General features: G+C 72.8%; 21 protein-coding genes and 1 pseudogene. 15 read left to right on the forward strand and 7 right to left on the reverse strand.

The window, feature by feature from the left end; translation table 11 throughout:
- From ACFQ3T_RS18985 to ACFQ3T_RS19020, 8 genes and pseudogenes are all read left to right on the forward strand, one after another.
- Positions 1–263 (forward strand): annotated as a pseudogene (locus ACFQ3T_RS18985) (magnesium transporter); the annotation flags it as partial.
- Positions 263–871, forward strand: a complete 609-nt coding sequence (locus ACFQ3T_RS18990) for a hypothetical protein (RefSeq protein WP_380724631.1) — start codon at positions 263–265, stop codon at positions 869–871. The pseudogene ACFQ3T_RS18985 and the gene ACFQ3T_RS18990, both read left to right, overlap by 1 nt.
- 1 nt (position 872) lies before the next feature.
- Positions 873–1874: a C40 family peptidase gene (locus ACFQ3T_RS18995; RefSeq protein ID WP_380724632.1), complete on the forward strand. Its 1002-nt coding sequence runs from the start codon at positions 873–875 to the stop codon at positions 1872–1874.
- A 12-nt stretch (positions 1875–1886) separates the two neighbouring features.
- On the forward strand, positions 1887–2459 hold the full coding sequence (locus tag ACFQ3T_RS19000; protein ID WP_380724633.1) for a hypothetical protein: 573 nt from the start codon (positions 1887–1889) through the stop codon (positions 2457–2459).
- 31 nt (positions 2460–2490) lie between these two features.
- Positions 2491–2679, forward strand: a complete 189-nt coding sequence (locus tag ACFQ3T_RS19005; protein WP_380724634.1) for a hypothetical protein — start codon at positions 2491–2493, stop codon at positions 2677–2679.
- Between the two features lie 21 nt (positions 2680–2700).
- The gene (locus ACFQ3T_RS19010) at positions 2701–4107 is read left to right on the forward strand and encodes an RNB domain-containing ribonuclease (RefSeq protein ID WP_380724635.1); all 1407 of its coding nucleotides are present in this window, start codon (positions 2701–2703) and stop codon (positions 4105–4107) included.
- 26 nt (positions 4108–4133) lie between these two features.
- Positions 4134–4802 (forward strand): NADPH-dependent F420 reductase, encoded by a 669-nt coding sequence (gene npdG / locus ACFQ3T_RS19015; protein WP_380724636.1) that lies wholly within the window; start codon positions 4134–4136, stop codon positions 4800–4802.
- Positions 4802–5554, forward strand: coding sequence for a helical backbone metal receptor (locus ACFQ3T_RS19020; RefSeq protein WP_380724637.1), 753 nt, complete (start codon positions 4802–4804; stop codon positions 5552–5554). The genes npdG and ACFQ3T_RS19020 overlap by 1 nt, the downstream gene beginning before the upstream one ends.
- Here the strand turns inward: ACFQ3T_RS19020 and pip are convergent.
- Together pip and panB are read right to left on the reverse strand one after the other, a co-directional pair.
- On the reverse strand, positions 5544–6485 hold the full coding sequence (gene pip, locus ACFQ3T_RS19025) for a prolyl aminopeptidase (RefSeq protein WP_380724638.1): 942 nt from the start codon (positions 6483–6485) through the stop codon (positions 5544–5546). The genes ACFQ3T_RS19020 and pip overlap by 11 nt on opposite strands.
- A gap of 108 nt (positions 6486–6593) precedes the next feature.
- Positions 6594–7466 (reverse strand): 3-methyl-2-oxobutanoate hydroxymethyltransferase, encoded by an 873-nt coding sequence (gene panB / locus ACFQ3T_RS19030; protein ID WP_380724639.1) that lies wholly within the window; start codon positions 7464–7466, stop codon positions 6594–6596.
- Positions 7467–7589: 123 nt separating this feature from the next.
- Here panB and ACFQ3T_RS19035 point away from each other — a divergent pair, with 123 nt between their 5' ends.
- Positions 7590–7970 (forward strand): VOC family protein, encoded by a 381-nt coding sequence (locus ACFQ3T_RS19035; protein ID WP_380724640.1) that lies wholly within the window; start codon positions 7590–7592, stop codon positions 7968–7970.
- A gap of 6 nt (positions 7971–7976) precedes the next feature.
- Here the strand turns inward: ACFQ3T_RS19035 and ACFQ3T_RS19040 are convergent, their stop codons facing one another.
- The gene (locus ACFQ3T_RS19040; RefSeq protein WP_380724641.1) at positions 7977–9692 is read right to left on the reverse strand and encodes a right-handed parallel beta-helix repeat-containing protein; all 1716 of its coding nucleotides are present in this window, start codon (positions 9690–9692) and stop codon (positions 7977–7979) included.
- Between the two features lie 63 nt (positions 9693–9755).
- On the opposite strand from ACFQ3T_RS19040, the gene ACFQ3T_RS19045 reads away from it, so the two are divergent.
- Positions 9756–10574: a TetR/AcrR family transcriptional regulator gene (locus ACFQ3T_RS19045; protein ID WP_380724642.1), complete on the forward strand. Its 819-nt coding sequence runs from the start codon at positions 9756–9758 to the stop codon at positions 10572–10574.
- A 54-nt stretch (positions 10575–10628) separates the two neighbouring features.
- Here ACFQ3T_RS19045 and ACFQ3T_RS19050 read toward each other — a convergent pair whose 3' ends face one another.
- Positions 10629–11378, reverse strand: a complete 750-nt coding sequence (locus tag ACFQ3T_RS19050) for an SDR family oxidoreductase (RefSeq protein ID WP_380724643.1) — start codon at positions 11376–11378, stop codon at positions 10629–10631.
- Positions 11379–11499: 121 nt separating this feature from the next.
- Between ACFQ3T_RS19050 and ACFQ3T_RS19055 the strand changes: the two genes are divergently transcribed.
- Together ACFQ3T_RS19055 and ACFQ3T_RS19060 are read left to right on the forward strand one after the other, a co-directional pair.
- Positions 11500–12357, forward strand: coding sequence for a helix-turn-helix transcriptional regulator (locus ACFQ3T_RS19055; RefSeq protein ID WP_380724644.1), 858 nt, complete (start codon positions 11500–11502; stop codon positions 12355–12357).
- A 94-nt stretch (positions 12358–12451) separates the two neighbouring features.
- Positions 12452–12733: a DUF4287 domain-containing protein gene (locus ACFQ3T_RS19060; RefSeq protein ID WP_380724645.1), complete on the forward strand. Its 282-nt coding sequence runs from the start codon at positions 12452–12454 to the stop codon at positions 12731–12733.
- A 300-nt stretch (positions 12734–13033) separates the two neighbouring features.
- Here ACFQ3T_RS19060 and ACFQ3T_RS19065 read toward each other — a convergent pair whose 3' ends face one another.
- Positions 13034–14584: an alpha/beta hydrolase gene (locus ACFQ3T_RS19065; protein WP_380724651.1), complete on the reverse strand. Its 1551-nt coding sequence runs from the start codon at positions 14582–14584 to the stop codon at positions 13034–13036.
- An 85-nt stretch (positions 14585–14669) separates the two neighbouring features.
- Between ACFQ3T_RS19065 and ACFQ3T_RS19070 the strand changes: the two genes are divergently transcribed.
- Complete coding sequence (locus ACFQ3T_RS19070) at positions 14670–16385, forward strand: NAD+ synthase (protein WP_380724646.1); 1716 nt, start codon at positions 14670–14672, stop codon at positions 16383–16385.
- 96 nt (positions 16386–16481) lie between these two features.
- Here the strand turns inward: ACFQ3T_RS19070 and ACFQ3T_RS19075 are convergent, their stop codons facing one another.
- Both ACFQ3T_RS19075 and ACFQ3T_RS19080 read right to left on the reverse strand, forming a co-directional pair.
- Positions 16482–17987, reverse strand: a complete 1506-nt coding sequence (locus tag ACFQ3T_RS19075; protein ID WP_380724647.1) for an MFS transporter — start codon at positions 17985–17987, stop codon at positions 16482–16484.
- On the reverse strand, positions 17984–18634 hold the full coding sequence (locus tag ACFQ3T_RS19080) for an LppX_LprAFG lipoprotein (RefSeq protein WP_380724648.1): 651 nt from the start codon (positions 18632–18634) through the stop codon (positions 17984–17986). Before ACFQ3T_RS19080 ends, ACFQ3T_RS19075 begins: the two co-directional genes overlap by 4 nt.
- Positions 18635–18785: 151 nt before the next feature.
- Here ACFQ3T_RS19080 and ACFQ3T_RS19085 point away from each other — a divergent pair, with 151 nt between their 5' ends.
- Together ACFQ3T_RS19085 and ACFQ3T_RS19090 are read left to right on the forward strand one after the other, a co-directional pair.
- Positions 18786–20129 (forward strand): glutamine synthetase family protein, encoded by a 1344-nt coding sequence (locus ACFQ3T_RS19085; RefSeq protein WP_380724649.1) that lies wholly within the window; start codon positions 18786–18788, stop codon positions 20127–20129.
- A 59-nt stretch (positions 20130–20188) separates the two neighbouring features.
- Positions 20189–24553, forward strand: coding sequence for an FkbM family methyltransferase (locus ACFQ3T_RS19090; RefSeq protein WP_380724650.1), 4365 nt, complete (start codon positions 20189–20191; stop codon positions 24551–24553).
- The last annotated feature ends 377 nt before the right edge of the window (positions 24554–24930 follow it).

The raw sequence follows: 24930 nt of genomic DNA on the forward strand, positions 1-24930 counted from the left end.
CGGCGGCGCTGCCGTCCGGGCGGTCCCGCGTCGTGGACGCGCCGCCGCTGGCCGACCGGAACTACGACCGGGCGGACGACGCCGTGCTGGTGCCGTCCCGGACCAACGGGTACGGCGCCGGCGGGTACGCCGCGGCTTCCGGCCGGGTCGCCGACACGTCGGCCGTGCCGGGCCCGCGCCGCGCGGAGACGGAAGTCGTGGCGGGGCGGCAGGTCCACGTGATCTACCGGCCGTCACGCGGGCTCGAGGTCAGGGACAGCTGATGCCGATTCGAACCAACCGCGGCCGCACGGCCGTGTACCGACGCCTGTGGGGCTGGCCGCTGCGCTCGCCCCGGCACCTCGTCGCGAGCGTCGTCGGCGTGGTGGTCGTGGTGACGACGATCAGCGTGGTGATCCCGAACGCGGTCGCGCCGCGCAAGACCGGGAACCAGGCGGGCACGTCGAGCACCGCGCCGACCGGCACCGGCGGCGGCAACCAGATCGGCGTGCTGCCGTCCGTCACGTCGACACCGCTGCCGACGAAGGCGCCGAGCCCGACGCCGGCGGCGCCGTCGGCTCCCGTCAACGCGAACGCGCAGCTGCGCGCCGACGCGTGGGTGGACGCCTTCAGCCGCTTCGAACCGGGCAAGACCACGAAGGAGCAGTGGCTCGCCGGGTTGGAGGAGCACACGTCCGACGAGATGTTCCCCCGGTTGGCGTCGGTCGATCCGGCGAACGTGCCCGTCGTGATCGACCAGCCGGTCCGGCCGGTCAAGTCATCCACCGATTCGGCGGAGTTCGAGGCACAGCTGGAAGAGGGCAAGCTGATCGTCACCGTGGCGAAGTTGCCCGAGGGGTGGGTCGTGACCGAGTGGACCAAGGTGGGGTGACATGCTGAAGATCGGGTTGGTGGTGGTCGCGGTCGTCGCCGTGGTCGCCGTGACCGTGACCAACGGCGTGTCGACCGTGATCAACGAGAACACCCCGTCGGAGGAAGCCGCCGGCATCCGCATGGCGAGCTGCAACGCCTCGATCGGCCCGTGGTCGGGCGGGGGCGAGGACAAGGGGCGCGCCGACGCGGAGCGGCTCACGCCCGAGCAGCTCACCACGGTCGCCAACATCATCTCCATCGGCCGCCAGCGCGGCCTGCCGCCGCTGGCGTGGCAGATCGCCATCCAGGCGGGCATGACGGAGTCCGGCCTGCGCAGCCTCGACTACGGCGACCGCGACTCGCTGGGCATCTTCCAGATGCGGCCGTCGATGGGCTGGGGCACGCCCGAAGAGGTGACGAACCCCGACTACGCGATCCGCAAGTTCTACGACGTGCTGCTGAAGCTCCCGAACTGGGAGGAGCAGCGGCCCGGCGACTCGGCCCAGGACGTCGAGCGGTCGGCGTTCCCGGACCGGTACCACCGGTGGGAGGCCATGGCCGCCTTCCTGATCAGCAAGGAAGGCGACGTCACCGACCCGGCCGGGTGCGGCGAGGGCGCCGGCGAGTACCTGCTCGCGTCGAACGCGGCGGCGACCGCGATCGAGTTCACCAAGGACCAGCTCGGCGAGGAGTACCTGTGGGGCGGCAACGGCCCCGACCGCTGGGACTGCTCCGGCATCCTGGTCAAGGCGTTCGCCGCGGCCGGCGTGAAGATCCCGCGGGTGGCGAACGACCAGTACCTGTCCGGCGGCGCGTACCTGCCCGTGCGGGAGGCCAAGGCCGGTGACCTGATCTTCTGGGCCACCAACCCGGCCGACCCGATCACGGTCCACCACGTGGGGATGTACCTGGGCAACGACGAGTACATCCACGCGCCGCAGACCGGTGACGTGGTGAAGATCAGCAAGATCAACTGGAACTACCACGAGTTGATGCCGCTGGCCGTCCGGCCGGGCGTGTAGGGAGGCACGACGGTGTTCAACCACGAACCCATCCAGCGGCACGCCGGGCCGCCCGCGTCGAGCACGCCGACGCGGGACTACCTCAACACCCGGCCGCCCGGCACCGACCAGTCGTACGCGGTGCTGCCGCGGTCGCTGGTCGAGGCGATGCCGCTGCCGTGGCAGCAGCAGATGGCGCACCTGCTGGCCGACTTCCACCGCACGTTCGCGCACCTCGACTGGCCGGTGTACCGGGTCGTGCCGTCGCGGGTGGAGCGGTTGGTCGACCTCGACGAGGACCAGCTGGCCGAGGTCGGCGCGATCGCCGAGATCGACTCGGACGGCGAGCTCGTGTACCGGGACCGCAGCGGCGCGCTGATCACCGACCCGGAGCAGAAGACGGTGCTGGTGTCGGTGCTCGACCCGATCCCGGGCGACTTCGCCAACGCCAACCAGAACACGCCGCCGCGGGGCTTCCCGCAGCCGCCGGTGGTGCCGCCGCCGTCGTACCCCCAGTCGGGCCCGCTGCCGGTGCAGGCGCCCCCGGGCCCGCCGCTGCAGGCGCCGCCCGTGCAGGCGCCGCCGTCACCCAGGTGGCCAACATGACATGCGCCCCCACGCATGGAAACCTGGGTGCATGGCTTCTGACCCGAACGCTTGGTACTACTGCCTGACCCACCGGACGGTCGAGCACGGCGTGGGCTGCCGGGGCGGGGACCGGATGGGCCCCTACCCGGACGAGGCCACCGCGCAGCACGCGCTGGACCTGGCGCGCGAGCGGACGAAAGCCGAGGACAAGGCCGACAAGGACTGGGGCAGGCGCTGAGGCCGGCTTAGGGTGCAGCCCATGGTGATCCGCACGGGTCGAGCGGACCTGGACTTCGGGGGCGTCCGGGCCGAGTTCGGCCTGCCCGAGGAGTTCCCGGCCGCCGCGCTCGCCGAGGCGCAGGCCGCCGTGTCCGGTGACGTCGGCCTGGCCGGGCGCGAGGACGCCACCGCGCTGCCGTTCGTCACGATCGACCCGCCCGGCGCGAAGGACCTGGACCAGGCGTTGCTGGTCGAACGGGTCGGCGCCGGGTTCCGGGTCCACTACGCGATCGCCGACCTGGGCGCGTTCGTCGTGCCGGACGGCGCGCTGGACGCCGAGGTGCGCAAGCGCGGTCAAACGCTGTACCTGCCCGACGGCAACGTGCCGCTGCACCCGCCGGTGCTGTCGGAGGGCGCGGCGAGCCTGCTGCCGGGGCAGACGCGGCCCGCGGTGCTGTGGACGTTCGAGTGCGGCCCGGACGGCGAGCCGGTCGACGTGCGGGTGCGCCGGGCGGTGGTGCGCTCCACCGCGCAGTTCGACTACGAGGGCGTGCAGGCGACGTTCGACGCGGGCACGCCGCACCCGTCGGTCGAGGCCCTGCCGGACTTCGGCCGGCTGCGCCGCGAGCGCGCGGCCGAGCGCGGCGCCGTCGAGCTGCAGCTCCCCGAGCAGGAGATCGTGCCGAACGGGGACGGCGACTGGAAGCTCGCGGTCCGGCCGCGCGCCGACGTGGACGCCTGGAACGCCGAGGTCTCGCTGCTCACCGGCATGGCGGCGGCGAAGATCATGCTGGAGGCGAAGGTCGGCGTGCTGCGCACCCTGCCCGACGCCGACGACGGCGCGGTGGACGCGCTGCGCCGCTCCGCGCACGCGCTCGGCGTGCCGTGGCCGGACGGCGTGACCCCGTCCCGGCTGCTCGCGGGCCTCGACCCGAGCCGCCCGGAGGCGCTGGCGCTGTTCGTCGACGCCACCCGCCTCCTGCGCGGCGCGGGCTACACGGCGTTCAACGGCGAGGTGCCCGCCATCTCCACCCACGCGGGCCTGGCCGCCCCGTACGCGCACGTGACCGCGCCCCTGCGCCGCCTGGTGGACCGCTTCGCCACCGAGGTGTGCCTGGCCGTGACGGCGGGCGAGCCGGTGCCCGAGTGGCTGACCAAAGCGCTGCCCCTGCTGCCGGGCCTGATGGGCGGGTCGGACGCCCTGGCGGGCAAGGTCGACCGGGCGTGCCTCGACCAGGTCGAGGCGTGGGTGCTGGCAGACCGGGTGGGCCACGAGTTCGACGCCGTGGTCCTGCGTGCCGACTCGAACGGCGCGGACCTGTTCGTCGCCCAGCCGCCCGTGATGGGCCGCTGCACGGGGGACAACCTGCCGGAGGGCGAGCGCATCGCGGTGCGGCTGGTGGAGGCGGACCCGGAACGCCGGAAGGTCGTCTTCGAACCGCTGTGATCAGCGGCGTGTGATGTGATGGCCGGGTGACTGAGATTCGTGAGCTCACCGTCGGCGTCCTCGGCGGTACCGGTGCGCAGGGCAAGGGGTTGGCCCTGCGGTGGGCCAAGGCGGGCCTGAAGGTCGTCATCGGGTCGCGCGACGCGGAACGCGCCGAAGCCGCCGCCGGCGAGGTGCGCGAGCAGGCGGGCGTCGGCCACGTCAGCGGCGCGGACAACCGGGGCTGCGCGGAGCAGGCGGACGTCGTGCTGATCGCCGTGCCGTGGGACGGGCACGCGGACACCGTCGCCTCGCTGCGCGAACCGCTCAAGGGCAAGGTCGTGATCGACTGCGTGAACCCGCTCGGCTTCGACAAGCAGGGCCCGTTCGCGCTCCCCGTGCCGGAGGGCAGCGCCGCCCAGCAGGCCGCCGCGCTCCTGCCGGACTCCCGCGTCACGGCGGCGTTCCACCACGTCTCCGCGGTCAACCTCGCCGACCTGACCATCGAGTCGGTCGACAACGACGTGCTGGTGCTCGGCGACGACCGCGAGGCCACCGACCTCGTCCGCGCGCTGGCCGAGGCGATCCCCGGCTTCCGCGGCGTCTACGGCGGGCGGCTGCGCAACGCCCACCAGGTCGAGGCGTTCACCGCCAACCTCATCGCGATCAACCGCCGGTACAAGGCGCACGCCGGCCTGAAGATCACCGACATCTGATGCTGCCCGTGGACGACCTCGGCGAGCCGGTCCCGCTGCCCGGCCCGCCGGAACGGGTCGTGAGCCTGGTGCCGTCGCTCACCGAGGCGCTGGTCGACTCGGTCGGCCCGGCGGTCCTCGTCGGCGCCACGGACTACTGCACGCACCCGTCCGACCTCGACGTGACCCGAGTGGGTGGTTCGAAGTACCCGAAGGTGGATCGGGTGCTCGCGCTCCGCCCGGACCTCGTGCTGGCCAACAGCGAGGAGAACCGCCCCGAGGACGTCGAACGCCTCCGTGCGGACGGCATCCCGGTGTGGGTGACCGCCGCGCCCGCCACCGTCCCCGCCGCGCTCGGCTCGCTGCGCCGCCTGCTCGGCACGGCGTGGGACGTCGAGCCGGGGTGGCTGGTGGAGGCGGAGAACCTGTGGCGCGACGTCACGCCGCCGTGGACGCGCGCCGTGGTCCCGGTGTGGCGCAAGCCGTGGGTGGTGCTGGGCCGCGACACGTTCGCGGGCGACGTGCTGCTGCGCCTCGGCGTGGTCAACGCCTTCGCCGACCACGCCGAGCGCTACCCGCGGCCGGGCCTCGACGAGCTCCAGGACGCCGAGGTCGTCGTGCTGCCCGACGAGCCGTACCTGTTCACCCCGGACGACGGTCCGCAGTTCTTCCCGGGCCTGCGCCCGGTGCACGTCTCGGGCCGCCACCTCACCTGGTACGGCCCGTCGCTGGTGCGGGCGCGCGCGGTGCTGGAGGCGGCGCTCAGGCCCTGAAGCGGTCGGTCGCCGCCACCAGCGCGCGCAGGGTGCCGGGTTCGTCGAACGCGTGCCCGGCGTCCGGCACCACCACCAGCTCCGAGCCCGGCCACGCCTGGTGCAGCTCCCAGGCGGACGTGGCGGGCGTCGCGACGTCGTACCGGCCCTGCACGATCACGCCGGGGATGCCGGCGAGCCTGCCCGCGTCACGCAGCAGCTGCCCCTCCTCCAGCCACCCGGCGTGGCGGAAGTAGTGGTTCTCGATGCGCGCGAACGCCACGGCGTACCGGGGCCGCGCGAACGACTCCACCAGCTCGGGCCGTTCGAGCAGCGTCACCGTCGACCCCTCCCACACGCTCCACGCCACCGCGGCGGGCTCGTGCACGGCGGGGTCGGGGTCGTTCAGCAGCCGGGCGTACGCCTCGATCACGTCGGCGCCGTCCGGCACGAGCGCCGTCACCCGCTCCCACTGCTCGGGGAACAGGAACCCCGCCCCGCCGCCGTAGTACCAGTCGAGTTCCTTGCGCCGCAACGTGAAGACGCCGCGCAGCACCAGCTCGGTGACCCGGTCCGGGTGCGTCTCGGCGTACGCCAGGGCCAGCGTCGAACCCCACGACCCGCCGAACACCTGCCACCGGTCGACGCCCAGGTGCTCGCGGACCTTCTCCAGGTCCGCCACGAGGTGCCAGGTGGTGTTCGCGGACAGGTCGGCGCCGGGCTCGGCGGCGTGTGGGACGGACCGGCCGCAGCCGCGCTGGTCGATCAGCACGATCCGGTACGCGGCCGGGTCGAACAGCCGCCGGTGCACGGGCGCGCAACCGCCGCCGGGCCCGCCGTGCAGGAACACGACGGGCTTGCCGTACGGGTTGCCGCACACCTCCCAGTAGACGCGGTGGCCGTCGCCGACGTCGAGCAGCCCTTGGTCGTGGGGCTCGGTCTCGGGGTACATGCGACCACTCTGCCGCAGACCGCCGGCGAGTGGATCAGCCCGACCGGGTTCGGCGCGGCCGCGTTCGGGGGTCGCCGCGACCCGCGACGACCCCCGAACGGCGGTGGATCAGTGGAACGTGTGCTCGGGGCCGGGGAACTGGTGGCCCTTCACCTCGGCCGCGAACTGCTCGGCCGCCGACTTCATCACGCCCGCCACGTCGGCGTACCGCTTCACGAACCGCGGCGCGCGACCCCGGCGCAGGCCCATCATGTCCTGCCAGACGAGCACCTGGGCGTCGGTGTCCGGTCCCGCGCCGATGCCGACGGTCGGGATGCGCAGGTCGTGCGTGATCTGCTTGGCGACCTCGCCGGTCACCATCTCCAGCACCACGGCGAACGCGCCCGCGGCCTCGACGGCGTGCGCGTCCTCGACCACGGAGTCGAACGCCTCGCGGCGGCCCTGCACCCGGTAGCCGCCGAGCTGGTGCTCGCTCTGCGGGGTGAACCCGATGTGCGCCATGACCGGGATGCCCGCGCGCACGATGGCCTCGATGTGCGGTGCGAAGTGCTTCCCGCCTTCGAGCTTCACGGCGTGCGCGCGGCCTTCCTTCATGAACCGCACCGCGGTGCCCACGGCCTGCTCGACCGAGACCTGGTACGACCCGAACGGCAGGTCGGCCACGACCAGCGACCGCTTCACCGACCGGGTGACGCCCCGGACGAGCGGGATCAGCTCGTCCACGGTGACCGGCAGCGACGTGTCGTAGCCGTAGACGTTGTTCGACGCCGAGTCGCCGACCAGCAGCACCGGGATGCCTGCCTCGTCGAACAGCTCGGCGGTGTACATGTCGTAGGCGGTGAGCATGGGCCACGGCTCGCCGCGTTCCTTCATCTCCCGCAGGTGGTGGATGCGCACCTTCTTGCCGGTCGAGGCGGCGTTCTGGCCGGCCCCGCTGCCGTAAGGCGCAGCTACCTCGGCGGATACCTCGGCAGAGGTCATCGTCGACCGTCCTCCCTCGGGGCCTGCGTCGTCGCTGGTCCCCGGGCCTTGTTGCACGGTTACCCGCCCAGCCTGACACCGACGCGAGGGGATTGGCACGGAGTGCGAGTAGCTTCACACGGCATGGCTTGCCGCATCACGGAACTCGCGGTGGACTGCACCGATCCCGAAGCGCTGGCCGCGTTCTGGTGCGCGGTGCTCGACTACCGGGTGCTCGGCCGCGACCACGACGGCGTCGAGATCGGGCGCGAGGGCGAGTACCCGACGCTCGTGTTCGCCGCCGTCCCGGAGCCCAAGACGCAGAAGCTGCGGCTCCACGTCGACGTCAACGCCACCGACCGCGACCAGGACGCCGAGCTGGAACGGCTGCTCGCCCTCGGCGCCCGGCCGGTGGACGTCGGTCAGGGCGACGTCGACTGGCACGTCCTCCAAGACCCGGAGGGCAACGAGTTCTGCCTGCTCAGAGCTCGTGTCGAGCCGTCGGCTCCTCCGCCGGACCGCTGACCGCGCTCACGCCCGGCGGGTGAGGAGCCCGGCCCGCGCGTGGATGTCGGCCGTGGCGGCGGCCAGCTCCGCCGCGTCGGCGATCGTGGTGTTCCCCGACCAGGTGACGCCGTTCGGCACGTCGTCGCTGCCCACCGGGTCGGCGTCCCAGAAGTTGCCCTGGTAGACGACGTGCTCCAGCGGCGGGCTGACGTGCAGCACGGCGGTGTTGTCGGCGCGGGCCACCACGTTCCCGGTCACCGTGACCCAGCTCGCCCCGTAGTCGGTGTAGAGGCCGAAGTTGTACGGCGTGCGGGTGTCCTCGATGACGTTCCCGCTGATCACGGCCGCGTTCTCGGCCGAGTCGCCCTGCGGCCCGGACAGGTAGACGCCGCCGCCGTCCGCCAGCACGCCCATGGCGCCGGTGGTGAGGTTGCGCAGCACGCGGGTGCCTCGCGCGGGTCCGGCGACGATGCCGTTGTGGGGCACGTCGTGGACGTGGTTGTGCGCGACGGTGCAGTCGACGGTGCCGCGGATCGTGATGCCGGCCGAACCGGAGTGGTCCAGCCCCACCCGCCGCACCAGGTTGTCCTCGACCAGGACGGCACGGCCGCCGGTGACGGTGATGGCGGACGCGCCGAGGTCGTCGAAGTCGCAGCCGCGCACCACGACGTCCGCGCCGCCGGTCACGCCCAGCCCGGTCGCGCCCAGCCGGGTGAAGCGGCAGCCCTCGAACCGGAGCCCGGTCGTCCCGTCGAGCCGCACGCACGCCGGGATCTCGTCGTGCTCCTCCGGCACGGTGAGCCACGCGCCGTCGCCCAGGTCGATCCGCCCGATCGCGCCACCGTCGTAGAAGCCGTTCGCGTGGTAGTGCAGGAAACCGCGGTCGCCGCCGGGCCGCAGCCACGTGGCGTCGGCGAACACCAGGCCGCGGAACGTCACGTCCCGCGTGCCGGTGGCCCGGAGCAGCACCTCCAGCGCGGGCGCGACGACGTGCGGCTCTTCGCCGGGGCGCGGCAGGTAGTGCAGGACGTGCCGGCCGGGCCGCGAGCGGTCCACGGCGAACGTGCCGGGCTCGGTGAGGAACGACGGGTCGTTCTCCACCCGCGTCGGCGCCGGGGGACCGGTCATGACCTGGCCGAACCACTCGGAGTTGTAGACGTCCACCGCCCAGCCGAAGGCGGGCTGCGCCATCGTGATCACGGTCTCGTCGCCGTCCCGGGTGACCGAGGCGACCGCCATGCGTGCCTCGGTCCACGGGTAGACGCCCCGGTGGGCGAACTCGACGCCGGCGGCGTTCACCCAGTCCAGCGGGTGGTTGGTGACGTAGCCGGTCGCGGTGCGGCGGACCGTGCCGGGCAGCCCGTTGACGCCCGCCCGCTCGACCCGCGTGCCGTCGACGGTGAGGTGGCGGGTGACCAGGTCGCCGACGTCGGCCCGCCACCGGCCGTCCGGCCCGACCTCGCCGGTGACCGCGCGCCCGCCGCTGACGACGACCTCCTCGCACGCCGCGGTGCCGTACCCGAACGCCTGGTAGGTGATCCGGTGGCCGTCCCGGCCGGAGTCGTCCTCGGTCAGCTCGAACGGCTCGGTGAGCACGTGCGTGCCCGCCCTGAGGTGCACCACGACGTCGCCGGCGGCCTCGCGGGCGGCCCGCCGCGCGCGGTCCAGCGTGGCGAACGGCCGCTCGGCGGCGCCCGCCGCGGAATCGTCCCCGGCGGGGGAGACGTGGAACTCGACCATGATCGGCCTCTCTGTTTATGGCGTAAACAAGGCGAATGTATATCATGGCCGCGGAGGTGCGTGATGGGGAAAGCGGACGATCCCGACCGCGGGGTCGAGCTCCTGTGGGCCGAGCGGCCCGCGCTGAGCCTGGAGCGGATCGTGGGCGCCGCGGTGGAGGTGGCCGACGCGGAGGGCCTGGCCGGCCTGTCCATGCGCAAGGTCGCCGAGCGGCTCGGCTTCACGTCGATGTCGCTCTACCGCCACGTGCCGAGCCGGGACCACCTGGTCGACCTCATGCGGGACGCCGTGCTGGGGCAGCCGGCGCCCGCCGCGCCGGGCGCCGGGTGGCGGGCCGCGCTGGAGGACTTCGCCCGGCAGAACTGGGAGCTGCGGACGCGGCACCCGTGGCTGGCCGAGGTGCGCGGCGGTCGGTACGTGCCGGGCCCGAACGCGCTGGCCCACTACGAGTACGCGCTGGGCATCCTCGCCGGCACCGCGCTCACCCCGTCCGAGGTGGTCGCGGCGGTCGGGCTGGTCGCCCGGTTCGTTGACGCCGAGGCGTTGGCGCTGGCCGAGGCGGCCCGCGCGGAGCAGGCCACGGGGGTGAGCGACGAGGAGTGGTGGGGCGCGCGCGACACGCTGTTCGCCCGGTTCGACCGCTTCCCGACGTTGACCGCGCTGTGGGAGGCGGGCGGGTTCGACCAGCCCGAGCCGTTCGGGTTCGGCCTGGCCCGGGTCCTGGACGGCATCGAACTCCTCGTCCAAGCGCGTGATGTAAAGCGTGATGAAACTTGTCAGGTGTGTGGGAAACCGGTGGCGCAACCGGCGTCCGGCCGGCCCCGCGCGTACTGCTCCCGCGGCTGCCAGCAACGCGCCTACCGCCGTCGCCGGTCGAGCTGACACCGCCCACCGACCCCGTGCGGAGGGTCGGTGGGCGGCGACGATCCGGGTCGGTCAGACCTGGACCGTGGGCAGCACGACGAGCTGGCGCAGGTTGACGTGCTTGGGTCGGCTGGTGGCGAAGCCGACCACGTCGCCGATGTCGGACGGGCTCAGCGGCGGCACCTGCTCCCGCCACGCCGCCAGGTGCGCGTCCACGTCCGGGTTGTCCATGTGGTCGGCCAGTTCGCTGGTGACCAGGCCCGGCTCGACGTTCGTCACGCGGACGCCGAGCGGGCCGAACTCCGTGCGCAGGTTCGCCGACAGGTGCGTGACGGCCGCCTTGGTCGCGGTGTAGACGCCGTAGTTGGGGAACGTGAGGTGCGCGCCGACGGACGAGATGTTCACCAGGTCCGCCGCGCCGGCCGCCCCCGCCCCGACCAGGTCGGCGGTGAACGCCTTGGTCACGTTGAGCAGGCCCTTGAGGTTGGTGTCGATCATCCGGCGCCACTCGTCGTCCCGGCCCTCGGTGACCGGGTTGGCGAGCATGACGCCGGCGTTGTTCACCACCAGGTCGACCCGCCCGAAGGCGGCGTGGACGGTCTCCACCGCGGCGGTCAGGTCACCGGTGACGTCGGCGGCCACGGCGATCGCGCGGCCACCGTCCGCGGTGATCTTCCCGGCCAGTTCGGTGAGCCGGTCCGCCCGGCGGGCCAGCAGCGCGACCTTCGCCCCCGACCGGGCGAGGACGAGGGCGATCTCGGCGCCGATGCCGCTCGCGGCACCGGTGACAACGGCAGTGCGGTCGTTCAGGTCGTAGGTCATGGCAAGAACACTGGACCCGATCGCCGCGGGTACCGGAGGCCCTGTCCTGCCTGTGGCGCGCCGTTCCCTAGGCCTGCCAGTACCCAGGCTCGGCCGGCCGCGGGCCGCCATACTGGGACGTGTGAACCACGACCTGGGCGAATTCCTCCGCAGCCGCCGGGCTCGCGTCCGCCCGGACGACGTCGGCCTGCCCGGCGGTGGCCGCCGCCGCGTCCCCGGCCTGCGCCGCGAGGAGCTGGCGCTGCTGGCGGGCGTGAGCGTGGACTACTACATGCGGCTCGAACAGGGCCGCACCCCCGCCGTCTCCGACTCCGTGCTGGACGCCGTGGCGCGCGTGCTGCGCCTCGACGAGACCGAGCGCACCCACCTGCGCAACCTCGTCCGGCCGGCCCCGTCGAAGCGCCCCGCGCCGCAACGCGTCCGCCCCGGCCTGCGCCGCCTGCTGGACATGGTCGACGACGTGCCGGCGTTCGTGATGGGCCGCCGCTCGGACATCCTGGCGTGGAACCCGCTGGCCGGAGCGCTGTACGGCTTCGCCGACCTGCCGCCGGAGGACCGCAACTCGGCCCGGCACACCTTCCTGCGCCCCGAATCGCGGGCGTTCTACCGCGACTGGTCCACGGTCGCCGCCGACATGGTGGCGTTCCTCAGGCTCGACGCGGGCCGCTACCCCGACGACGCGCGCCTCGCCGCGCTGGTGGGGGAGCTGTCGGTCAAGGACGAGACGTTCCGCAAGCTGTGGGCGCAGCACAAGGTGCTGGAGAAGACCCACGGCACCAAGCTCATCACCCACCCCGTGGTCGGCGACCTGGACCTCGACTACGAGACCCTGCACCCGACCGGCGACCCCGACCTCGTGCTCGCCGTCTACACCGCGAGGGCCGGTTCGCCGACCGAGGAACGCCTCAAGCTGCTGGCGAGCTGGTCCGCGGTGCCCTCGGGAACGTCCTCGGGAACGCCCTCGGAGCAGCAGGCCTGACGTCCGAGCTGCTCTGGGGGGACCGACAAAAAGTCTTGTCAAGACAAATAAAGCTGTCTTATGCTCGGCTCACCCCGACGAACAGGAGCCGGCCATGTCCTTCCAGGCGTACCTCGACACCATCGAGCGCAAGACCGGCAAGACGCCGGCCGAGCTGCTGTCCGAGGCGGGCGACCGCGGCTACGGCCCGACCACCAAGGCGGGCGTCGTCCTGCAGTGGCTGAAGGACGACTACGACCTGGGCCGCGGTCACGGGATGGCGCTCTACCACGTGCTCAAGAACGGCACCGCGATCAGCGACAAGCACGTCGGCGGCACGGGGGCGCACCGGGATGACTCCGCGACCCTGCGCGTCGACGGCCTCGCCAACCGCTGATCCACGACCACGGTCCCGTGGAAGCGGCCTACCTCGCCGCCGCGGCGTGCGGGGCGGTGGTCATGGAGGAGGGTCACGTGCACAACGCCTCCCGGTGGCACCGCCTCCGAGTCGCCGACGTCGACGCGGTCCGAGCCGGGCTCACGCCCCGGTCACGGCTGGTGTGGCCCGCCGGCGCTGCCCGCACACCTGGCCGGAGCACGCGCGGCGATGTGGATCGCGGACGAGGGGCGCCCGCTGCTCGCCGCCGTGCTGCCGGACGACGACGGCGTCCTGCGCGCCCGGTGGGAGGCGTGACGGCTAGGAGCAGCGCGTCCCCTCGGGCGGCAGCTTCACGCTGATCAGGTACTCGTGCCCGGCGCCGTCCACGCAGTCGTTGCCCTGCAGGTACACGGTGTGCTGGTTGCCCTCGAACGTCAGCAGCCCGCCGCCCAGCTCCTTCGCCAGGCTGACGCCCGCCTCGTACGGCGTCGCCGGGTCGCCGGTCGTGGAGATCACCAGCACCGGCGGCAGCCCGGACACCGGCTTGTGCTCCTGCACGGTCGGCGGCACGGGCCAGAACGCGCACGCGTCGAGCGCGGCGGCCGGCGGCTGGCCGTCGTCCAGGAACGGCGCGGCCTGCTTGTACCGGCGCGCCACGTCGTCCAGCACGGCCCGGTCCGTCACCCGCGGCTCGTCCACGCACTTCACCGCCACGAACGCGTCGGTGATCGTGGAGTACCGGCCCTGCTTGTCGCGGTCGTAGTAGTTGTCCGCCAGCAGCATCAACGTGTCGCCGCGGTTGCCCTTCAGCTCGGCCAACCCGGTGTTCAGCGCCGTCCACAGCTGTTCCGAGTACATCGCCTGGATGGCGCCGGTGATGGCGTCGCCGTACGACAGCTTCCGCTCGCCCGCCGGCACGGGCCGCTGCACCAGCGGCAACGTCAGGTCGCGGAACGCCCGGTCGGCCTTGGTCACGTCGGAGCCCAACGCGCAGTCCTGCCGCGCGGCGCACCACGCGGCGAACGCGGTGAACGCCTTCTGGAACCCGGCGGCCTGCGCGATCAGCGACTCGACCTGGTTCTGGGTCGGGTCCACCGCGCCGTCCAGCACGAGCGCCCGGACGTTGCCGGGGAAGGCCTGCGCGTAGGCCGCGCCGATGTGCGTCCCGTACGAGTACCCCAGGTAGGTGAGCTTCTCGTCGCCCAGCGCGGACCGCATCACGTCGAGGTCGCGCACCACGTCCCGGGTGCCGAGGTTGGCCAGCACGTCCGGCCCGGTCGCCGCCGCGCACTTCTCGGCGTACGCCTTGTTCTCCGCCTCGGTCTGCGCCACGCCCTCCGGTGACGTGTCCACGTCGTTGTCCAGCCGGTCGGCGTCCCGTTCCGCGTCGGTCAGGCACTTCACCCGCGGCTCGCTCGCCCCGACGCCCCGCGGGTCGAACCCGATCAGGTCGAACCGGTCGCCCACCGGCGTGGACTTGAAGTCGGCGCCGAGGCTCGCCGCGGCCGACATGCCGGACGCGCCCGGACCGCCGGGGTTGATGATCAGCGAGCCGATCCGGCCCTGGTTCGCGCGCTGGCGCAGCAGGCCGATCCGGATCGTCCGCCCGTCCGGCTTGGCGTAGTCCAGCGGCACTTCGAGCCGGGTGCACTCGATCGAGCGCTTGGTCTTGAACAGCGAGGCCGTCGAGCCGGTGGTGGCGTAGGGCTCGCAGTCCTCCCAGCCCAGCTGCTGGCCGTAGAACCGCTCCAGCCCCGCGGGCACGACGCCGGCCGGACCCGCCTGCTCCAGCGTCGTCCCGGCGGTGGGGGAACCCGAGACCACGCTCGTGCACGAGGCGAGGAGCGGGAGGGCGAGGAGGAACATCATCCGACGGCGCACGTCTCCGATCGTAAGTGTGATCCGTCGGCCACAACGCCCGCCGATGTTGCCCGGAGTGAGCGAGAATGCCCCCATGCCACAGCTCCGACTCGCCCTCGCCCAGGTCAACGCCTGTGTCGGCGACCTGGCGGGAAACTCCGAACTCGTCGTCGAGTGGTCCCGCAAGGCCGTCGAGGCCGGCGCCCACCTGGCCGTCTTCCCGGAGATGGCCCTCACCGGCTACCCGGTCGAGGACCTGGCGCTGCGCGTGTCGTTCGCGGAGGCGTCCAAGGAAGCGCTGACGAAGCTCGCCACCCGGCTGGACGAGGCGGGGTGCGGCGAGCTGGCGGTGTTCGTCGGCTACCTCGACCGCGACGAGCGCGGCATGCGCAACGCGGCGGCCGTCCTGCACCGGGGCGAGGTCGTGGCGCGGCAGCACAAGCACCACCTGCCGAACTACGGCGTGTTCGACGAGCGCCGCTACTTCACGCCGGGCGACACGCTCGACGTCGTGCGCGTCCACGGCCTCGAAGTCGGCATGGTGATCTGTGAGGACCTCTGGCAGGACGGCGGGCCGATCGCCGCGCTCGGCGAGGCGGGCGTCGACCTCGTGGTCTCGCCGAACGCGTCGCCGTACGAGCGGAAGAAGGACGACGCCCGGCTGCCGCTGGTGGCGCGCCGCGCGGTCGAGGCCCGCGCGCCGCTCGCGTACGTCAACCTGATCGGCGGGCAGGACGAGCTCGTGTTCGACGGCGACACGATGGTGGTCACCGCGGACGGCACGCTGATCACCCGCGCGCCCCAGTTCGTGGAGCACCTGGTCGTCCTCGACCTCGACCTCCCCGGCGGCACGCCCCGCACCGAGGGCGCCTACGGCGGGTTCACCGTCCACCGCCGCACGGTGTCGCACGACCCGCTCCCGGCCTACGAGCCGCTGCCCGTGCCGCAGCCCGCCGAGCCGCTGTCCGACGAGGCCGAGGTGTGGCACGCCCTCGTCACCGGCCTGCGCGACTACGTGCACAAGAACGGCTTCCGCTCGGTCGTCCTCGGCCTGTCCGGCGGCATCGACTCGGCGGTCGTCGCCGCGCTGTCGGTCGACGCCCTGGGCGCCGACCACGTGTACGGCGTGTCCATGCCGTCGGTGTACTCGTCGGACCACTCGAAGTCCGACGCGCACGACCTGGCCCAGCGCACCGGCTGCCACTACTCGGAGCAGCCGATCGCGGACATGGTCCGCGTGTTCGTGGACCAGCTCGGGCTGACCGGCCTGGCCGAGGAGAACGTGCAGGCGCGCTGCCGCGGCGTCACGCTGATGGGCCTGTCGAACCAGCACGGCCACCTGGTCCTGGCGACCGGCAACAAGACGGAGCTGGCGGTCGGGTACTCGACCATCTACGGCGACGCGGTCGGCGGGTTCGCGCCGATCAAGGACGTGCTGAAGACGTTGGTCTGGGACCTGGCGCGGTGGCGCAACGCGCAGGCCGAGAAGCTGGGCGAGCTGCCGCCGATCCCGGAGAACTCGATCACCAAGCCGCCGTCGGCGGAGCTGCGCCCCGGCCAGGTCGACACCGACTCGCTGCCGGACTACGAGCTGCTCGACTCCGTGCTGGACGACTACGTCGAGGGCGACAAGGGCTACCGGGACCTGATCGCGATGGGCTTCACGCACGAGCTGGTCGACAAGGTCCTGCGCATGGTCGACAAGGCCGAGTACAAGCGCCGCCAGTACCCGCCGGGCACCAAGATCACTTTCAAGGCCTTCGGCCGCGACCGCCGCCTCCCGATCACCAGCGGGTGGCGCGAGGGCTGACCCGCACGACCACCCACCGTTCCGGCTGAACACCGTCCGCCGATCGCCACCCTCTGTGTCCTTGACCGGACACCGAGGGAGCGTCGGCGGTCGGGCTCAGCGGCCCGCGCGCGGCAGCAGCAACGACACCAGCGCGCCGACCCCGCAGATCACGGCCGTGATCCAGAAGATCTCGTGGTACTCGGTGAGCAGCGCGTCCGTCAGCGCCGCTTTGTAGGCCGCCGCCTTCTCGGCGAACTCCTCCGGCGACACCCCGAACGGCAGCGGCGTGTCCAGGTCCGCCGTCAGCTCCCGGAACCGGTGCAGGCCCCAGGCCGACAACCCGGCCACGCCGACCAGCATCCCGGTCATCCGCGCCACGACCACCGCCGCCGACGCGACGCCGTGCTGCGCCGCCGGCACGGCCCGCAGCACCGCCGCCGACACCGGCGCGATCACCAGCCCCAGCCCGAACCCGGCCACCGCCAGGTCGCGCCCGATGACGAACGACGTCACCGTCGCCGGCCACTGCGCGATCAGCGCGTACGCGACGCCGGCCACCACCAGTCCCACGAACGACACCCACCGGTCACCCAACCGGGTGCGCGCCGCCAACCACCCGCCGACCAGCGCGCCCACCGGCAACGCGATCAGGAACCGGGCCAGCATCCCCGCCGCCGCGGCGGAGTCCCGCCCCAGCACGGTCTGCGCGAACAGCTCCACGTCCACCAGCGTCACCATCAACGCCGCGCCGGCCGCCAGCGACACCCCCAGCGACGCCAGGAACGGCCGCATCGCCACCCCGGCCGGGTCGAGCAGCCGCACGGACGACCGCCGCTCCCACCACACGAACCCGGCGAACACGACGACCGCCGCACCCAGCACCGGCAGGCCCCACGGCGGCAGCACCGCCCGTGCCGGATCGGGGTTGTACAAACCGACGACCAACAACGACAGCGCCAACGCCAGCAACCCGCCACCGACCACGTCGATCCGCACCCCGCGCCCGGAACCCGACCGGGGCACGGTCCGCTGCACGACCGCCATCGCCACCGCGGCCAGCGGCAGGTTCACCCAGAACACCCACCGCCAGCTCTGCGGCTCCACGGACTCGAAGAACGACCAGGCGTTGAACAACGACGCCACGCCGACGCCGTACAGCGTCCCCAGCACGCTGCCCAACTCCTGCGCCGCGCCCACGACACCCAACGCCGACGCACGCCGCTCGGCGTCCCACAGGTCGGCGACCAGGGCCATCGTCACCGGCAACAACGCCCCGCCGGCGAGCCCCTGCACCACCCGACCGGCCACCAGCAGCGGCAGGTCGCCGGCCAGCGCCGTCACCGCCGACCCCACCGCGAACCCGACCAGGCACAGGTGCAGCACCAACCGCCGCCCGAACCGGTCCGACAGCTGCCCCAGCAGCGGCATCCCGGCCACGTACCCGAGCAGGTACCCCGTCACCACGGGCGTCGCGCGCTCCAGGTGGTTCACCGGGATGCCCAGGTCGCGCACCATGTCCACGAGCACGCCGACGACGACGTACGCGTCCAGCGCGCCCAGCAGCACGGCGCCCGCACCGGCGCCGATCGCCAGCCGCCGCGCCTTCACCGCCGTGCTCACGCGGGCGGGGAGACGGTGACGGGCTTGTTGAAGTCGGACAGGTCGATGGTCACCTTCGCCCCCGCCGGCAGCGTGAACACGGCCTTGAGCAGCCGGTCGTCCCGAACCGAGAACTCCGACCTCACGTCGGCGTCGATGCCCGGCACCAGCCCCGCGGCCACGTCACGCGGCACGGTCGCCTCGACCACCGCCACCCCGTCGTCCACGCTCACCGTCTTCGCGTCGCGCGCGGACCCGAGCACGTGCGCCACGCCCTTGTCCGGGTCCAGGATCGCGCTCGGGTCGTACACCTGCCCCGCGAGCGCCGCGGGCAGCTTGGTGAACCCGCCGGTCGGCCCCTTGAAGTGCAGGTCCTGCCCGACGAGCACGTACTCGACCTCGATCAGCTGGCCGAACTGCTCGATCTTCGCCCGGCCCTGCGACTCGCCCGCGGCGTTCAGGTCGCCCTCGGCGTCCTTCACGGTCACGCCGGGCAACTCGCCGTCCACCTTGATCGTGAAGTGCGTGCTGGTCACCGCCTTCATGCCCGCGGCGGCCCTGGCCAGCAGCTCCGGACCCTCGGGCTGCGAGCCGGCGCCGCCGGACGACGTGCAGCCCGCCACGAGCGCGAGCACGAGCGACCCGACCAGGGCGCGACGAGGGAACATGCGGAGCATCGTAGATCCCGCCGCCCGACCCCACTGCGAAACTCGGGCGCAACGCCCTGACCTGCGCACTTCCCGCACGGCGGCAAACGGCGCAGCGGGTTCCGCCGAGTCGGCAACGCGGCGCTCACCGTCCTTACCTAGGCTTCGTGTCATGAACCGCCAGCAGGAGTTCGTGCTCCGCACCCTCGAGGAACGCGACATCCGGTTCGTCCGGCTCTGGTTCACGGACGTGCTCGGCTTCCTCAAGTCCGTCGCGATCGCGCCCGCCGAGCTCGAAGGGGCCTTCGCCGAGGGCATCGGCTTCGACGGCTCCGCGATCGAGGGCTTCGCGAGGGTGTACGAGTCCGACATGGTGGCCAAGCCGGACCCGTCGACGTTCCAGGTCCTGCCGTGGCAGACGCCCGACAAGAGCCACTACTCGGCGCGGATGTTCTGCGACATCGCCATGCCGGACGGCTCGCCGTCGTGGGCCGACCCGCGGCACGTGCTGCGCCGGACGCTGGCCAGGGCCAGCGAAGCGGGTTTCACCTGCTACGTGCACCCCGAGATGGAGTTCTTCCTGCTGAAGGGCCTCCCGGACGACGGGAGCGAGCCCGTCCCGGCCGACAACGGCGGTTTCTTCGACCAGACCAGCCACGAGACCGCGACCCACTTCCGCCGCCACGCCATCGAGGCGCTGGAGGCGATGGGCATCTCGGTCGAGTTCAGCCACCACGAGGGCGCGCCCGGCCAGCAGGAGATCGACCTCCGCTACGCCGACGCCCTCACCATGGCCGACAACGTGATGACGTTCCGGTACGTCATCAAGGAGGTCGCCATCACGCAGGGCGTGCGCGCCTCGTTCATGCCGAAGCCGTTCACCAACCAGCCCGGCAGCGGCATGCACACGCACGTCAGCCTGTTCGAGGGCGACCGCAACGCGTTCTACGACGCCGAGGACCCCTACCAGCTGTCCGACACCGGCAAGATGTTCGTCGCCGGCCTGCTGAAGCACGCCCGCGAGATCTCCGGCGTGACCAACCAATGGGTGAATTCCTACAAGCGCCTGATCGTGGGCGGCGAAGCGCCGACGGCCGTCTGCTGGGGTCACGCGAACCGGTCCGCGCTGGTCCGCGTGCCGATGTACTCGCCGGGCAAGTCGTCGTCCCGCCGCGTCGAGATCCGGTCGCTCGACTCGGCCTGCAACCCGTACCTCGCGTACGCCGTCATACTCGCCGCCGGCCTCAAGGGCATCGAGAAGGGCTACGAGCTCCCTCCGCCCGCCGAGGACGACGTGTGGTCGCTGACCGACCGCGAACGACGTGCGGCCGGGTACGACAACCTGCCGCAGAACCTGGGCGAGGCGTTGACCGAGATGGAGAACTCCGAACTGCTCCCCGAAGCGCTCGGCGAGCACGTGTACGACTTCTTCCTGCGCAACAAGCGGACCGAGTGGGACGCGTATCGGCGCAGCGTGACGCCGTACGAGCTGCGCACCCTGTTGCCGGTCCTGTGAGGGGGACACCCGTGCGGGTGGTCCACACCGGGCACTCGGAGAAGCTAGGTTTGCAGACCGTGACCGAGGTGCCCGCGCGTCCGGAATCCCGTCCCACGTTCATCGCGTGCACGGTGGCCACCGCCGCCGAGCTGCCCGCCGTGAAGGTGCTGTCCAGCTCGTTCCTGGCGAACCACCCGCAGGCGAGGTTCCTGGCGCTCGTGGTCGACGCCCTGCCGGAGAACTCCGGTCCGGGCCTCGTCACCCCCGCCGACCTCGGCCTGAGCGCCGGGGAACTGGCCGAGCTGGCCACCGGCTGCACCGCCGCGCAACTGTGCGGCGTGCTGCGGCCCAAGCTCCTCGAACAGCTGCTCGGCCAGGGCGTCCCGGTCCTCTACCTGGACCCGTGGGTGCAGGTCCTGCACCCCTTGACGGACCTGGTCGAGGCGTCCGTCCAACGCGGACCGCTCGTGCTGCTGCCCAGGTCGCTGCGGCCCCTGCCCGACGACGGCCTGCGCCCCACCCCCACCGAGCTGATGGAGACGGGCGTCTTCGACCCCGGTTTCCTCCTGGTGGCGCCCGGCGCCGAGCCGTTCCTGCGGACGCTCGGCGACCACCTCCGCCGCACCCCGGACGCCACCAAGGCCGTCCTCGACATGGCGCCCGCCCTCGTCAACCTGCACGTCCTCCGGGACGCGACGGTCGGCCTGTCGGTGTGGAACGCGGCCCAGCGCGACCTCCACCGCCTCCCGGACGGCACGTTGACGACCGTCGGCGAGCCGGTGCGCAGCGTCCACTTCGCGGGCTTCGACCCCCAGCGCCCCTGGCTGCTGTCGGCCGACTTCGCCGACCGCCCCCGGGTGCTCCTCTCGGAACGCCCGGAACTCGCCGACCTCTGCACCGCGTACCGGGCCGAACTGGTCCGGAAGGGCCACAGCCCGAACAAGGTCCGCTACGGCTTCGGCCAACTGGCGGACGGCACCCAGATCCCGGACGAGCTGCGCGCGGACTACCGCGAAGCCGCCCGGACCCGCCCCGGCTCAGCCTTCAGCCCCCAGGGCTGGACCCCGACCACGGCCACCCCCGACCCCGCACCGACCGGCCCACCCGCCGATCAGGCAGCGACCGCCCCCGGCCGTCCCACCGCCCCACCCCCGGCCACCCCGCGACCGGCCACCCCGCGACCGACCACCGCCACCACGGCGCCCGACACCGCCGGCCGCCCGGTCCCCGTCAACGACTCCGCACCAACCACTCCCACCGCGCCGACCAACGGCCACCCGGTGGCCACCACCGAGTCCGCCCCCACCACCGCGCTCGACCCGGCCACCACCGCCATCACCACCGGTGACTCCGATCCAGCGCTAGGTGCGACCGACGCGGCAACCAGCGCTGTCGACTCGACCAGCGCGGTGACCGACCGCCACCCCGCCGCCACCGTCACGGACCCCGCGCCCGACTCCGTCACCCCGGCAACCCCAGCCCTCGACGGAACCCCTGACGCCACGGGCCTGACCGCCGACGCCGCCGACGCCACCGGCCCGACAGCCAACGCCACCGGCCCGACCGCCGACGCCGTCGACCCCGCCGCCGACGCCACCGGCTCGACCGAGAGCGACCCCACCGAGGTCGCCGAGGTCTCCGAGGTTGCCGACGCCCCCGCTCCACCCGCCGACGCCTCGGACGCGCCCGCCCACGCCACCACCCACCCGGCACCGGCACCGGCGCACAGCGCCACCGACCCGTCGCCAGACAGCCGCACCACCGGCTCGCCGGCAGCGATCGCACCCCCGGCCACCGGCCCGGGCGCCCGCACCACCCCACCCCCCGCCTTCGGCCCCGACGGCGGAGCGGGATTCGTGGCCTGGGCGAGCGAACCCGCACCCGACCTCCCCGGCAGCACGCGCTGGGCCGCCGCCCTCTGGCGCGCCGACCCGGCCCTCCGCGCCCAGTTCCCCGACCCGTTCGGCACGGACGCCGCGCCCTTCCGCGACTGGTGCGCGACGGTCGGCGTCGCGGCCGGACGCCTGCCCGTCACCGCGGTGCCGCGCAACCACACCGAGACCCCCGTCCTGCACGACCAGCTCGGCGTCTCGGTCCTCGGCACCGGCCCGATCGCCGAACTCGTCCACGCCGCCGCCCGCGCGTCCGGCCTGCCCACCTCGACCACCCCCGGCTACCCGGTCGTGGTCCGCGTCGGCACCACCCGCCCCGTCCCGGACAGCCGGTTCGTCGTCGACTACCTCCTCGACGACCAGGACGCCGACTCCGACGCGAACGAGCTGTGGGTCCCCTCCGAGACGACCCGCGCCGCCCTCGAACGGCCGGGCGGTCCGGCCGTCCGGGTTCTCCCGCTCGCGGTCCCCGAGGCCGAACCCCGCCAACCGGGTGATCACGGAGGTGTGGTGTTCGGCGCGCTCGCCGACCACGCCGTCGATCGCGCGGGCAACGTGCTGGGCGCCGTCTCCGCGTTCCTCTCCGCCTTCCCCGACCGCAACGACGTCACGCTGCGCATCGAGGTCACCAACGCCGAGGCCCACCCCGAGGCCGCCGAACGCCTGCGCCTCGCCACCGCCGCCGACCCGCGCATCGAGCTGGTCGACCACCTCGACCACGTCGACTGCCTCGTCCACCTGCACCGCGGCGGCGCGTGCGACCGGATCGCCCACACCCTCGCCCGGCACGCCGCCGAGGCCACCCCGATCCTCACCTCGGACCACGGCGCGGTCGCCGAGCTGTTCGACAAGTCCGCGGTGATCTTCGTGCCGTGCCGCCAGGGCGTCGAACCCGACGTCCAGGCCGCCGTCAAGCTCATGCGCGCCCTCGCCGACGACCTGCCCGCGGCCATCGCGATCGGCATCAAGGGACGCGACCACGTCCGCGCCACCCGCAACGTCGCCAAGGTCGGCGAACTCCTCCGCGAACGCGTCGAGCACGCCTACCGAGGCTGGCGCGCCCGCCGCGCGAAGCCGTCGGCGACCGTCGACCCGTTGAAGGCGCTGCACTCGGCGAAGCACGCCCTGCTGCGCCAGCCGGACGTCGGCACCGCCAGCCGCACCCCGATGGCGCCGCAGCTGCGCAAGATGGTCCTGCGCGTGCTCGACCACTACGACAACCACATGCGGGACGTCCTCAACTCCCTGGTCGACGGGGTCGAGCGCACGGTCTCCGAGCTGGTCCGCCGCCAGGACGACATCTCCACCGGCGTCGGCCTCGGCGAGCTGGAGATGCTGCGCGCCGAGCTGGAGCAGCACGCCGAGCACCAGGGCCACCTCGCCGACCAGCTCGTCGGCATCGACGACGGTGTCGTGCGCGTCCGCGCCGACATGGCGGGCCAGGGACGGCGGCTGCGCGAGATCGAGGACGCCGTGGTGGCCGAGGCCGCCAAGCGCGCGAAGCAGGGCGACACCCTCTCCCAGCGCATGGACAAGCTGACCGTCGCGCTCGAACGCACCCTCGACCGGATCGACTCGCTGGAGTCCAAGGTCGTGGACGCGCTGCGCGAGCGCGACGTCAAGCTGGACGCCGGCCTGCGCGCGGCCAACCAGGCGCAGCAGACCGCCGACGCCCTGCGCCGCGTGGTCGTGCGCGAGCACGAGCGGCACAGCGACGCCGTGCCGCGGAGTTCCCTCGTGCTGACGGACGTCGGCTTGCTGCGCCTGCCGTCGGACGACGCGTTCATGCTGCCGATGCTGTCGAGCAACGGGGTGTGGGAGACCGACCTGTCGGAGCTGATCGACTCGGTGGTCGAGCCGGACGGCATCTTCCTCGACGTCGGCGCGTACGTCGGCTACCAGACCGTGCGCATGCTCAGCAGGTTCGGCACGGGCGGCGCGGTGGTCGCGGTCGAGCCGTGCCCGTCCGCGCGGGCGCTGCTGCGCCACAACGTCGACGTCAACCTGCCGGAACGGGTCGCGCAACAGCTCGTCCTGGTCGACGCGGCCGCGTGGGAGAGCGTCGGCGAGCTGGCCACGCAGCCGGCGTTGACCGGCGGTGTGGCGGTGGTGCCGCTGCCCGATGACGCCGGGGACGACGTTCCCCGCGTGCGTGCGGCCAGGCTCGACAAGGAGCTGGAGTCCGTGCCGGCGTTGCAGGGCCGGAAGCTCTCGGTCGTCCGGGTGGACGCGCCGGGACGTGGTCACCGTGCGCTGGCCGGACTGGTGCGCTTGCTGCGCCGGGACCGCCCGCACGTGTTCCTCGAGTTCTCCGCCTCGGCGACGGAGGGTTTCGGCGACGATCCGGTCACGGTGCTGAAGGAGTTCCGGATCTGGGGCTACGACCTGGTGCCGGTGGCGACCCGCGAGGCGGCGACGCCGGAGCAGATCGTGGCCGCGATGCACGGGATGCGCACCACCTCGTTGTGGCTGCGACCGCGTCCCGTGGCGCCCAAGGGGCCGGGTCCGCAGGTCGCCACGACGGTCCGCCCCGCTCGCGCAGCCCGCTGACCAGGCGATTTGACACCGACGAAGGTCATGAGTAACTTTTACCGAGTCGCCAGCAAGAACCTCGGAACGAGCGGTTGACACCGCGAATCGTGCCGAGTAGACTACTGCGGCGTCAAGCTCCCAGAAACGAATAAGCAGCACAGCGTGCTGCCTCCGCTCTGGAAACCAGAACAAATTGAATGCTAAGCGAGAGTTGTCGCGGAGCCGAGAAGCCGAAACCGGCCGATTTGACACTGCGAAAACGAACAAGCTAAGCTTCAAACACAGCGAGAAACACAAAGCCCCGGAATGAACCGCGGTAAGACGCGGAACAAGATGGTGAGCGCGTGTTCTTTGAGAACTCAACAGCGTGCCGAATAGCCAGTAAATTGTATGAC

The sequence above is a fragment of the Saccharothrix hoggarensis genome (assembly GCF_042678885.1).
Lineage (GTDB): Bacteria > Actinomycetota > Actinomycetes > Mycobacteriales > Pseudonocardiaceae > Actinosynnema > Actinosynnema hoggarensis.